The 12142-nt window shown below is 72.8% G+C and carries 9 protein-coding genes; 3 read left to right on the top strand and 6 right to left on the bottom strand.

Going from position 1 to position 12142, the window contains the following annotated elements:
• Nucleotides 1–13 precede the first annotated feature (13 nt).
• The 3 genes from ccrA to V5O46_RS03290 all read right to left on the bottom strand — a co-directional run bounded on the left by ccrA (nucleotide 14) and on the right by V5O46_RS03290 (nucleotide 4552).
• The gene (ccrA, locus tag V5O46_RS03300) at nucleotides 14–1357 is read right to left on the bottom strand and encodes a crotonyl-CoA carboxylase/reductase (protein WP_332882862.1); all 1344 of its coding nucleotides are present in this window, start codon (nucleotides 1355–1357) and stop codon (nucleotides 14–16) included.
• Between the two features lie 383 nt (nucleotides 1358–1740).
• Entirely contained in the window at nucleotides 1741–2568 is an 828-nt protein-coding gene (locus tag V5O46_RS03295) for a TetR family transcriptional regulator (RefSeq protein ID WP_332882861.1), read from the bottom strand.
• A 178-nt stretch (nucleotides 2569–2746) separates the two neighbouring features.
• Nucleotides 2747–4552 carry a 3-hydroxyacyl-CoA dehydrogenase family protein gene (locus V5O46_RS03290; protein ID WP_332882860.1) on the bottom strand — a complete coding sequence of 602 codons (1806 nt, stop codon included), beginning with the start codon at nucleotides 4550–4552 and terminating at the stop codon, nucleotides 2747–2749.
• Between the two features lie 365 nt (nucleotides 4553–4917).
• On the opposite strand from V5O46_RS03290, the gene V5O46_RS03285 reads away from it, so the two are divergent.
• Nucleotides 4918–5493, top strand: coding sequence for an adenylosuccinate lyase (locus V5O46_RS03285; RefSeq protein WP_332882859.1), 576 nt, complete (start codon nucleotides 4918–4920; stop codon nucleotides 5491–5493).
• 8 nt (nucleotides 5494–5501) lie between these two features.
• Here V5O46_RS03285 and V5O46_RS03280 read toward each other — a convergent pair whose 3' ends face one another.
• The 3 genes from V5O46_RS03280 to V5O46_RS03270 all read right to left on the bottom strand — a co-directional run bounded on the left by V5O46_RS03280 (nucleotide 5502) and on the right by V5O46_RS03270 (nucleotide 8926).
• The gene (locus V5O46_RS03280; RefSeq protein WP_332882858.1) at nucleotides 5502–6059 is read right to left on the bottom strand and encodes a GNAT family N-acetyltransferase; all 558 of its coding nucleotides are present in this window, start codon (nucleotides 6057–6059) and stop codon (nucleotides 5502–5504) included.
• 61 nt (nucleotides 6060–6120) lie between these two features.
• On the bottom strand, nucleotides 6121–7725 hold the full coding sequence (locus V5O46_RS03275; protein ID WP_332882857.1) for an alpha/beta hydrolase: 1605 nt from the start codon (nucleotides 7723–7725) through the stop codon (nucleotides 6121–6123).
• Nucleotides 7726–7858: 133 nt separating this feature from the next.
• Nucleotides 7859–8926, bottom strand: coding sequence for an Rv2578c family radical SAM protein (locus V5O46_RS03270; protein ID WP_332882856.1), 1068 nt, complete (start codon nucleotides 8924–8926; stop codon nucleotides 7859–7861).
• A gap of 189 nt (nucleotides 8927–9115) precedes the next feature.
• Here V5O46_RS03270 and V5O46_RS03265 point away from each other — a divergent pair, with 189 nt between their 5' ends.
• Both V5O46_RS03265 and V5O46_RS03260 read left to right on the top strand, forming a co-directional pair.
• Complete coding sequence (locus V5O46_RS03265) at nucleotides 9116–9559, top strand: SRPBCC family protein (RefSeq protein WP_332882855.1); 444 nt, start codon at nucleotides 9116–9118, stop codon at nucleotides 9557–9559.
• A gap of 149 nt (nucleotides 9560–9708) precedes the next feature.
• Nucleotides 9709–12099 (top strand): MFS transporter, encoded by a 2391-nt coding sequence (locus tag V5O46_RS03260; RefSeq protein ID WP_332882854.1) that lies wholly within the window; start codon nucleotides 9709–9711, stop codon nucleotides 12097–12099.
• Nucleotides 12100–12142: the final 43 nt, after the last annotated feature.

The following is a 12142-nucleotide window of genomic DNA, read 5'->3' as shown; positions in this document are numbered from 1 at the left end:
ACCTCGGGTGTCCTCAGATGTTGCGGAAGCGGTTGATGGCGTCGAGGTGCTTGGCGCGCATCTCGTGGTCGCGCACGCCCAGGCCCTCCTCGGGCGCCAGGCACAGCACGCCGACCTTGCCCTGGTGGGCGTTGCGGTGCACGTCGTGGGCGGCCTGGCCGGTCTCCTGGAGGGGGTAGACCTTGGACAGGGTCGGGTGGATCTTGCCCTTGGCGATCAGCCGGTTGGCCTCCCAGGCCTCGCGGTAGTTGGCGAAGTGGGAGCCGATGATCCGCTTCAGCGACATCCACAGGTAGCGGTTGTCGTACTCGTGCATGTAGCCCGAGGTCGAGGCGCAGGTGGTGATGGTGCCGCCCTTGCGGGTGACGAAGACGCTCGCGCCGAAGGTCTCGCGGCCGGGGTGCTCGAAGACGATGTCGATGTCCTCCCCGCCGGTGAGTTCGCGGATGCGCTTGCCGAAGCGCTTCCACTCCTTGGGGTCCTGGGTGGTCTCGTCCTTCCAGAACCGGTAGCCCTCGGCGTTGCGGTCGATGATCGCGTCGGCGCCCATCGAGCGGCAGATGTCCGCCTTCTGCTCGCTGGAGACGACGCAGATCGGGTTGGCGCCGCCGGCCAGCGCGAACTGGGTGGCGTAGGAGCCGAGACCGCCGGAGGCGCCCCAGATGAGGACGTTGTCGCCCTGCTTCATGCCGGCGCCGTTGCGGGAGACCAGCTGGCGGTAGGCGGTGGAGTTCACCAGGCCGGGGGCCGCGGCCTCCTCCCAGCTGAGGTGGTCGGGCTTGGGCATCAGCTGGTTGGACTTCACCAGGGCGATCTCCGCCAGCCCGCCGAAGTTGGTCTCGAAGCCCCAGATGCGCTGCTCAGGGTCGAGCATCGTGTCGTTGTGGCCGTCGGAGGACTCCAGCTCGACGCTCAGGCAGTGCGCGACGACCTCGTCGCCGGGGTTCCAGGCGTTGACGCCGGGGCCGGTGCGCAGCACCACGCCCGCGAGGTCGGAGCCGATGATGTGGTACGGCAGGTCGTGCCGCTTGGTCAGCTCGCTGAGCCGGCCGTAGCGCTCCAGGAACCCGAAGGTCGACAGCGGCTCGAAGATCGAGGTCCAGACCGAGTTGTAGTTGACCGAGGAGGCCATCACGGCCACCAGGGCCTCGCCCGGACCGAGCTCCGGGAGCGGCACGTCGTCCAGGTGGATCGACTTGCGGGGGTCCTTGTCGCGGGTCGCGAGGCCCGCGAACATCTCCGTCTCGTCCTTGTGCACGGTGATCGCGCGGTACGACTCGGGGAGCGGCAGGTTGGCGAAGTCGGCCGAGGTGGAGTCGGGCGACTGGATCGCGGCCAGGATGTCCTTCGTGGTCACGGTGTTGCCTCCGGCGTCGAGCGCCCTGAGGGAGGGGCGCTGAGGGTTACGTCGGTGCTGCTGAGGGTCGGTGAAGGTGGGTGCCGTCGGTTCGGCGGGTGGTGCTGTGCGGCGGCGCTTGGTTGGCGCGGGAGGTTGCCTGTGACGCAGGCGTCCGGGTCGCAGGCGATCGCTTGCGGGGACAGCCCGGACACCTTCAACGTATGACACCGCGTGTCACCCTGCAAGGCACTGAGTGCCAGAAATTGCTCTCAGATGAAATCTTTACGTAACAAATGAGCGATGATCGATCGAACAGGTCTCCCGGGAGGTGGAAAAAGGGGCATTGGCATGCAAAAACGGCCACCCGTCGGGTGGCCGTTCTCACCATGGGCGGTCGGAGGTCAGCGCTCCTTCAGCGCCTGCTCGATGGTGCGCAGCACCTCGTCCAGCGGGGCGTCGCTCCGGGCGACCGTGACCAGCACCTCGCCCTCGGCGAGCGTCGAGGCCGCGGCCGGCTGGGAGGTCCCGGCCCGTCCGGCGCCGATGCCGGTCCCGAACGTCTTCCGGACGATCGCGAAGGCGTGGTCGAGCTGGGCCTCCACATCGCCCTGCCCGCCGGCCCGCAGCCAGCGGCGCAGCACATGGTTGTGCGCGGTGACCACGGCGGACGCGGCGACCTCCGCCAGCAGCGGGTCGTCGTTGGCGTCGTCGTCGTGGGCGTGCTCGTCGAAGTGGCCGAGGAGGTAGCGGGTGAACAGGCGCTCGTAGCGGGCCACCGAGGCGATCTCCGCCTCGCGCAGGGTGGGCACCTCGCGGGTCAGCTTGTAGCGGGCGACCGAGATCTCCGGCCGGGCCGCGTACATCTTCATGACCTCCTTGATCCCGCGGCACACCGTGTCGAGCGGGTGCTCGTGTGCCGGCGCGGCGTTGAGCACCGCCTCGGCGCGGACCAGGGTGTCGTCGTGGTCGGGGAAGATCGCCTCTTCCTTGGAGCGGAAGTGGCGGAAGAAGGTGCGTCGGGCGACCCCGGCCTGGGCCGCGATCTCGTCGACGGTGGTCGCCTCGTACCCCTTGGTCGCGAACAGTTCCATCGCGGCTGCCGCCAGTTCCCGGCGCATTTTCAGCCGTTGGGCGGCGGCTCGGCCGCCCGCGGCACTCTCCGGTGCGTCGGGCGTCGTGGGTGTACGTGAGGACTTGGCGGGCTGGGACATGACCCGAACGTACTGCATGGGCGCAGGTTGCTGCGCAGGGCCGGACCCCGGGGGGGCTCCCCCGCCCACGGAGCGCGGGGGAGCGCCGGCCGGCACGGCCGGGGGGGAACCGGCCGACGGGGGCGCGGGGCGGGCGCCCGGGTCCAGGAGCCCGCCCCAGTCCTCGTCGGCCCGCAGCCGGTCGCCGGGACGAGGGTCAGCGGCGGGCATATTCGCGGAAGCCGCGGCCCGTCTTGCGGCCGAGGCAGCCCGCGGCCACCAGGTGCTCCAGCAGCGGGGCCGGGGCGAGACCCGGGTCGCGGAACTCGCGGTGCAGCACCTTCTCGATGGCCAGCGAGACGTCCAGGCCCACCACGTCCAGCAGTTCGAACGGCCCCATCGGGTAGCCGCCGCCCAGCTTCATCGCCGCGTCGATGTCGTCCAGCGACGCGTAGTGCTCCTGCACCATCTTGACCGCGTTGTTCAGGTACGGGAACAGCAGCGCGTTCACGATGAACCCGGCCCGGTCGCCGCAGTCCACGGCGTGCTTGCGGATCCGCCCGCAGACCTCGCGGACCGTGGCGTGCACATCGTCCGCGGTCAGCACCGTGCGGACCACCTCGACCAGTTTCATCGCCGGGGCGGGGTTGAAGAAGTGCATGCCGATCACGTCCTGCGGACGCGACGTGGCGCGGGCGCAGGCGACCACCGGCAGGGACGACGTGGTGGTCGCCAGGACCGCGCCCGGCCTGCACACCTTGTCCAGCGCGGCGAACAGCTGCTGCTTGACCTCCAGGTCCTCGGCGACAGCCTCCACCGCCAGGTCGACCTCGGCGAAGTCGTCGTAGCTGCCCGTCGGCGCGATCCGCTCCAGTGTCTGCGCGGCGGCCTCGGCGGTCATCCGGCCCTTGTCGACCGAGCGGGCCAGCGACTTGCCGATCCGGGCCTTGGCGGCCGCGGCCTTCTCCTCGGTACGGGCGGCGAGCACGACCTCGAACCCGGCCTTGGCGAACACCTCGGCGATGCCCGACGCCATGGTGCCGGACCCGGCCACGCCGACCGACCGGACCGGACGGCCCGGGACCGGGCCGTCGCTCTCGCTCGGGGTCAGCGCGTCCGCCACCACGGCCGCGCTGCCCGGCGCCTCGTAGGTGTAGAAGCCGCGCCCGGCCTTGCGGCCCGTCAGGCCCGCCTCGCTGAGCTGCTTGAGGATCGGCGCCGGGGCGTGCAGCCGGTCGCGGGAGGCGGCGTACATCGCGTCCAGGACCGTGCGCGCGGTGTCGATGCCGATCAGGTCCAGCAGCGCCAGCGGGCCCATCGGCAGTCCGCAGCCGAGCCGCATCGCGGCGTCGATGTCCTCGCGGGAGGCATACCGCGCCTCGTACATCGCCGCCGCCTGGTTGAGGTAGCCGAACAGCAGCCCGTCGGCGACGAAACCGGGCCGGTCACCGACGGCGACGGGCTCCTTGCCCAGGTCCAGGGCGAGGTCGGTGACCGCGGCGACCGCCGCGGGCGCGGTCAGCACCGAGGAGACCACCTCGACCAGCTTCATCGCCGGGGCGGGGTTGAAGAAGTGCAGGCCCAGCACCCGCTCGGGGTGGGCCGAGTCGGCGGCGAGCCGGGTGACGGACAGTGCGTTGGTGCCGGTGGCCAGGATCGTCCCGGGCCGCACGATGCCGTCGAGCTCACGGAAGATCTGCTGCTTGATCTCGTACGACTCCGGCGCCACCTCGATGACGAGGTCGGCGTCGGCCGCCGCGCCCAGATCGGTGGCGGTGCGGACCCGGGCGAGGGCCTCGGCGCGCTCCTGCCCGGTGAGCCGGCCGCGCGCCACGGCACGGGCGGTGGAGGCCTCCAGCCTGGCGACGGCCTGCGTGGTCTGGGCCTCGCCGATGTCGATGCCGACGACATCACGGCCGGCCTTGGCCAGGACCTCGGCGATGCCGGTGCCCATGGTGCCGAGGCCGACGACGGCGACGGTGCGGAGCGGGGAGTGAGGGGTGTCGGACAGGGGAGTGGCCATCGCGGACTCCAGGAATGAGGGTGACGACGGAAGACGCCCCCGGGTGCGCCGAAGGCGCACCGGGTGCGTTGGAGTGCGGGTGTTGCCGGGCTGCGAGCGCACACGCCCGGTGCCGTCGGAGCGGGCGATGCACACGCCCGCGCGGCGGCGAGAGGCCGACCGGCCCTGTCCCGGGGCCGAGTCGTACAGCGGTACTGGGTACCGAACCGACTTCGCTCACGACGGCCGCGTCACCAGACCGCCGTGAGAAGCAGCGAGTGGGTAACTCGCTCGTCTGAGCTTAACTCGCGGGTAACGAGCGCGCCAGACCCTGGTGTTTGTGATGTACGTCCCGCGCACCGCCGGACGGCTCTAACCTCGGCTGCATGGACGAAGAGTTGCGATCGCTCACGGAGCGCTTACGGGGCGAGGCGGGATCGTCGCCGGCCTTCGACCGGCTCGCGGCGACCGGGGACCTGGACGAACTCGCGGCGGTGCTCATCGCACCGGGCCAGCCGCTGTGGGCCCGGGAGCTGACCGCGTTCCGGCTGGGGCGCGCGGGGGACCCGCGTGCCTTCGAGGCGCTGGTGCTGCTGCTGAACCACCGCGATCCGCCGCGCTGCGCCTCTGCCGCGCACGCCCTCGCCCGCCTCGGCGACCCGCGCACCGCCCGCGCCGCCGCCGCCCTCGCCACCAACGAACTCCGCGTCGCCTACGCCCTGCACCCGGTGCGGCTGCTGGTCGAGCTGCGCGCCCCGGAGGCGGTGCCCGCGCTGATCGCCACCCTGGAGCGGCGGCTGCGCCCGCGCGACCCCTACCGCCGGGTGGCCCTCGCCTGCGTGGAGGGGCTCGGCTCGCTCGGCGACGCCCGCGCCCGGACGGTGCTGCACGAGGCGCTCGCCCACCCGGCGCTCGCCGAGGCGGCGGTGCGGGCGCTGGCCCGGATCCCGCAGCCGCGGTGAGGGTGCCGTCAGCCGGCCAGTGCCCGCACGTACCGCATCTCCGGCACCCGCGTCCCGTCCACCTCGAACGACTCCTCGGCGCCGTCGGCGCGAAAACCCGCCCGCTCGTAGAAGCGCCGGGCGCGCGCGTTGCCCGCCACCACCCACAGCAGCATCCGCGGATACCCGGCGGCCGTGCAGCGGCGCACCGACTCCCCGAGCAGAGCCCGCCCGATGCCGCCGCCCAGCCGCCCTGCGTCGGCGTAGACGGCGTACAGTTCGGCGTCGGCGGTGCGCGACGCACCGTCCCGGTACGGACCGTGGCAGGCCCAGCCCAGCACGGTGCCGGCCGCATCCTCGGCGACCAGGTTCACCACCTCCGCCGGTGCCCGGACGAAGAACTCGCGGCGCCGCTCGGCGTCCTCGGCGACGCTCAGCCCGTCGAGGTACGGCTGCGGCATCAGCCCCCGGTAGGCGTGCCGCCAGCCGCCGATGCGGATCGCGGACACCCGGTCGCAGTCCCCCGGCTCCATCTCGCGCACGCGCACGGCACCGCCGGGGGCGGGGATCGGGGTCTGCTCGCTCATGCGTCCATGATGGATCTTCCGTGACCGGGCCGGGCAGCCGGGGGTGCGGGCCCGCCCGCGCTCAGGGCCGGAAGCCCAGCAGCCCGTGCAGGGTGGCGCCGGGGGAGGACGTCGACACCGCCTTGGACTGCAGCGGCTTCGGCTCGGGCAGCGCCGCGCACACCGCGTCGGCCGCTTCGCCGCCGCGCGGCAGGGTGCCGTCGGCCAGATAGGCCGCCAGATGCCGGTCCAGGCAGGTGTTGCCGCTCAGCGTGATGCCGTGGTTGCCGCCGCCCTTCTCCACCACGAGGCGGGAGCCGTGCAGCAGCCGGTGGACGGCGACCGCGCCCTCGTACGGGGTGGCGGCGTCGTGCGTCGCCTGGAACAGCAGTGCCGGCGGCAGTGCCCGGTTGGCGACGTCGACCGGCTGCCGGGACCCGGCCGGCCAGAAGGCACACGGCGCGTTGTACCAGGCGTTGTTCCAGGTCATGAACGGCGCCTTCGCGTACACCTCCCAGTTGTCCTCGCGCCAGTCGGCCCAGTCCCGCGGCCACCCGGCGTCCCGGCACTCGACCGCCGTGTAGACGCTGTAGCCGTTGTCGCCCGAGGCGCCGACGGCGCCGAACTTCTCGTACGCCCCGACCAGCGGACCCGGGTCCCCGTCGAGCACGTAGGCCGCGAACGCCTGGGCCAGATGAGGCCAGTAGCCGTGGTAGTAGCCGCCCGGGAGGAAGGTGTCCTCGAGTTCGGCGGCGCCCACCCTGCCGTCCGCCGGCCGCTGGGCCAGCTCCGCGCGCATCCGGTACCACGCAGCCTCGATCCGCCCCGGATCGGTCCCGAGCCGGTACGCCGCGTCGTGCCGTGCGACCCAGGCCAGGAAGGCCCGGTGACGGTCGTCGAAGGCCAGGTCCTGCCGGAGGTTCGCCTCGTACCAGACACCGGTCGGGTCGACCACGGAGTCGAGCACCAGCCGGCGCACCCGCTGGGGGTACAACTTGGCGTACACGGTGCCGAGGTACGTGCCGTACGAGTAGCCGAAGTAGTTGATCCGCGGTGCGCCCAGCGCCCTGCGGACGGCGTCCATGTCGTGCGCGGCGCTGACGGTGTCGAGGTACGGCAGCACGTGGGCGTACTTCCGGCCGCAGGCCTCGGCGAAGGATCTGGCGCGTTCCAGGTTGGCCCGCTCGACGGCGGGCGTATCGGGCACCGGGTCGGGCCGGACCGTCCCGAAGTGGCCCGGCAGGCAGTCCAGCGCAGGGGTGCTGGCGCCCACACCGCGGGGATCGAAGCCGACGACGTCGTACTGGGCGGCCACCTGCGCCGGCAGCGAGGACGCCACGAAGCCGGCCAGGGCCAGCCCGCTGCCGCCGGGACCGCCGGGGTTGACCAGCAGCGGTCCCTGGGAGTGCCGGGCGGTGTGCGGGACGCGGGACAGCGCCAGCTTGATCTGCGGCCCGTCCGGGCGGTGGTGGTCGAGCGGCACCGTGAGGGACCCGCACTGGAGCGTCGGGTAGTCGTCCGTGCCGCACGCCTTCCAGGCGATCCCCGCGCCGGAGGCGCCACCCGCCCCGGAGGAGGCGGCCGGTGCGGCGGGTGCGGCCTGCACGGCGGGTGCGGCCTGCGCGGCGACTCCGGTCCCGGCCAGCACGGCGGCCGCGGCGCAGAGCACGGCTGCGCGGTGTCTCATGGGGCCTCCCAGGACGGAGAGGGCGGACCGCGGGGGCCGCGGTTCTCGCCGCATCGTCCCGGACTCGACCCCAGGAGGAACGTGTTCTGTCGATTCTTGACCCGATTGGGCCGCCGGATGCCCTCGAATGCTCTCAGATGAGCGACAGTTGGGTCGGTCCGGACACCGCTGCCCCGGACACGGCCGCCCCGGGCGGCGCCGGCGCGGCGTCCGACGGCTCCGGGCCCCGCCGCGACGCGCCCGCGCGTGCCGGACCGATGCCGTACTCCTGCGCCAGCTCGTGCACCTGACGGGTGATCCGGCGCTGGTACCACTTCGGCGCGTAGGCACCCTCCGCGTACAGCCGCTCGTAGCGGGGCACCAGGTACGGATGGTGGCGCGCCAGCCACGCGGTGAACCACTCCCGGGCGCCGGGCCGCAGATGCAGCACCAGGGGTGTGACGGACGTGGCGCCGGACGCCGCGATCGCCCGGACCGTCGCCCGCAGCCGCTCCGGCTGGTCACTCAGGAACGGGATCACCGGAGCCATCAGGACACCGCACCCGATGCCGTGCTCGCCGAGCGTCCGCACGACCTCGAGGCGCCGCTCGGGCGCGGGCGTGCCCGGCTCCACGGTGCGCCACAGCTCCGGGTCGGTGAACCCGACGGAGACGGAGATGCCGACCTCCGTCACCCGGGCCGCCTCCGTCAGCAGCGCCAGGTCGCGCAGGATCAGCGTGCCCTTGGTCAGGACCGAGAACGGGTTGGCCCGGTCGCGCAGCGCCGCGATGATGCCCGGCATCAGCCGGTAGCGGCCCTCGGCGCGCTGGTAGCAGTCGACGTTGGTGCCCATCGCGATGTGCTCGCCCTGCCAGCGGCGCGAGGCCAGCTGGCGGCGCAGCACCTCGGGCGCGTTCACCTTGACCACGATCTGCGAGTCGAACCCGAGCCCGGTGTCGAGGTCCAGATAGCTGTGTGTCCTGCGGGCGAAACAGTAGACGCACGCATGGGTGCAGCCGCGGTACGGATTGACCGTCCATTCGAACGGCATGCGCGAGGCGCCCGGCACCCGGTTGAGGACCGAGCGGGCCCGCACCTCGTGGAAGGTGATGCCGTGGAACTCGGGCGTGTCGAGGGTACGGGTGACCACCGCGTCCGCGCCGAACAGCGCGGCGTCGGCGGCCCGGCCGTGGCCGGAGTCGGTGAGGTTGTCCCAGCGCATGACGCCTCCTCGGTAGCACTGGCGCACAGAATAGAACACTTGTTCCCTTGATCGTGCGCGAGCATGCGAGGGCGGGTGAAGGTGCGTGTCCGTCGGATTCCGGTCGGGAACGATCGCCCCGATTTGGCCGCCGGAGGCAGGGGTGGTTGGCTTGCCCCGACCCCGAGCAACCAGGCCCTGGAGGAATCGATGGCGCAGGTCGAGGCCACGACGGAGCGGACCGTCGCGGCGGACGCGGAGACGGTGTTCGACACCCTCGCCGACTACAGCGGCACCCGCGCGAAACTGCTGCCCGAGCAGTTCAGCGAGTACGAGGTCCGTGAGGGCGGCGACGGCGAGGGCACGCTCGTCCACTGGAAGCTCCAGGCCACCAGCAAGCGCGTGCGGGACTGCCTGCTGGAGGTCACCGAGCCCGCCGACGGCGAACTGGTCGAGAAGGACCGCAACTCCTCCATGGTCACCACCTGGCGCGTCACTCCGGCGGGCGAGGGCAGGTCGCGGGTGGTCGTGCACACCGTCTGGCAGGGCGCCGGCGGCATCGGCGGCTTCTTCGAGAAGACCTTCGCGCCCAAGGGGCTCGGCCGGATCTACGACGCGATCCTGGCCAGGCTCGCCGCCGAGACGGAGAAGTAGCCAACCGGCTGCGGTGAGGCGGCCGTTGGCCGCCTCACCGGTTCGAGTGATCCCCCGGCCGGTGTTCCGTATGCCGTAACTCGCCGCACTTGTCCGCAGTTGTCGCCTCAGGCGGCGATGGTGCGCCGGTGCGACGAGGGGAGCGGTACGTGGGCGGGATCACTCTGGTGCCGGACGAACCGGCCGCCTCCGCACCCCCGGACATCCCCGCCCCCGGACCGGAGCCGGCCGCCGCGCTGAGCCCGCGCCGGGTACGTCTGGTCTTCTTCGCGCTGATGCTCGCGCTACTGCTCGCCGCCCTGGAGCAGATGATCGTCGCCACCGCGCTGCCGAAGATCGTCGGCGAGCTGCACGGCCTCGACAGGATGTCCTGGGCGATCACCGCCTATCTGCTCACCTCCACCGTCGGCCTGCCGATCTACGGCAAGCTCGGCGACCTCCTCGGCCGCAAGGGCGTCTTCCAGTTCGCGATCCTGGTCTTCGTCGCCGGTTCCGCGCTGGCCGGCCGGGCGCAGACCATGGACCAGCTGATCGCCTTCCGAGCGGTCCAGGGCATCGGCGCCGGCGGACTGATGACCGGTGTCCAGGCGATCATCGCGGACATCGTGCCGGCCCGGCAGCGCGGCCGGTTCATGGGCCTGATCGGCGCCGCGTTCGGCCTCGCCTCGGTCGCCGGACCGCTGCTCGGCGGCTACTTCACCGACCACCTCTCCTGGCGCTGGTGCTTCTACGTCAACGTGCCCTTCGGCCTGCTCACCATGGCCGTCGTCGCCCTCGTTCTGAAGCTGCCGAAACCGCGCGGCCGGCGCCGCCTGGACGTCCTCGGCGCGGTCCTGCTCACCGCCGCCTCCACCTGCCTGGTGCTGCTGACCAGCTGGGGCGGCACCGAACACGCCTGGGACTCGCGCACGATCCTCGGCCTCGGCGCGGGCGCGGCCGGCGCCACCGTCCTGTTCCTGGTCGTCGAGCGGTTCGCGGCCGAACCGCTCATCCCGCTGCGGCTGTTCCGCGACTCCGTCGTCAACGTCACCGCACTGGTGGGCTTCGTCGTCGGTGTCGCCCTGTTCGGAGCCGCCGGCTATCTGCCGACCTGGCTGCAGATGGTCGACGGCGCCACCGCCACCGAGTCCGGACTGCTGATGCTGCCCATGATGGGCGGCATCGTCGGCGCCTCCGTCGTCTCCGGTCGGCTCATCACCCGCACCGGGCGCTACAAGGCCCACCCCGTCCTCGGCGGGGCCCTGGCGGTGACCGGCATGTGGCTGCTCTCCCGGCTCGACACCGACACCCCCCGGCTGCACTCCGGCATCTGGATGGCCGTACTCGGGTCCGGCATCGGCATGGTGATGCCGGTACTGATCCTCGCCGTGCAGAACTCCGTGCGCCACGCCGACCTGGGCACCGCCACCAGCGCCCACAACTACTTCCGGCAGATCGGCGGGAGCGTCGGCGCCGCCGTCTTCGGCGCCCTCTTCACCGACCGGCTCACCGACGCCCTGGCCGGCCGGGTCCCGGCCGGGACCGGCAGCGGGCTCCCCGCCGCCGAGGCCATCACCCCGGAGCTGGTGCACGCCCTGCCGCCGGAGCTGCGCGACGCCTATGTCCAGGCGTACGCCGACGCCATGCCGCGGATCTTCCTGTACCTGGTGCCGGTGCTCGTCCTCGGCCTCGTCCTCGCCTTCTTCCTCAAGGAGAAACCGCTGGTGTCCCACAACGCCCCCGTGACCGAGCCGGCGACCGCACCGCCCACCGCCCAGGTCCCGCACGCCCGTTCCCGCACCGCCGGAATTCCCGTCTGCGGCACCGTCCAGCACCCTGACGGCACCGTCGTGCCCCGCGCCGCCCTCACCCTCATCGACGTCACCGGCCGGCAGACCGGGCGCGGCGCCAGCGGGGACGACGGGCGCTACGCGCTGGCCACCCCGGGCCCGGGCGCGTACGTCCTGATCGCCGCGGCCGGCGGCCACCAGCCGCAGGCGGTCTCCGTGACCGTCGGCGAACGCCCGGTGGAGCTGGACGTGGTCCTCGGTGGCGCCGGACGCCTCGCCGGGACCGTGCTGACCGCCGACGGCACCCCCGTGCGCGACGCCACCGTCACTCTCACCAACGTCCACGGCGAGGTGGTGGCCGGCGCTCGCAGCGGACGCGAGGGCGGTTATCTGATCACCGAACTGGTGGCCGGCGAGTACACCCTCGCCGCGAGCGCCCCCGCCTTCCGCCCCGCCGCGCTCCCGGTCAGCGTCCAGTCCTCCCGCGAGACCCGGCAGGACGTCGAACTGGCCGGCGGCGCCCTGCTGCGCGGCACCGTGCGGGCCGACGGCGGGCGGCCGGTCCAGGACGCCCGCGTCACTCTGCTGGACGCGGCCGGCAACGTCGTCGACACGCTCACCACCGGGGCCGAGGGCACCTTCCGGTTCATCGATCTGGCCTCCGGCGAGTACACCGTCATCGCCGCCGGATACCCGCCGGTGGCCACCGTGCTCCAGGTGGCCGGCGGCGGCCGCACCGAACGCGACCTCCAGCTCGGCCACGAGGACTGAACCGGCCCGGGGCGCACACCCGTGCGCCGGTGTGTTTCCGTGC

Source organism: Streptomyces poriticola (genome assembly GCF_036689765.1).
Taxonomy (GTDB): Bacteria; Actinomycetota; Actinomycetes; order Streptomycetales; family Streptomycetaceae; genus Streptomyces; species Streptomyces poriticola.
Note: the sequence above shows the minus strand (reverse complement) of the source record. Positions and strands in the feature narration are given on the sequence as shown.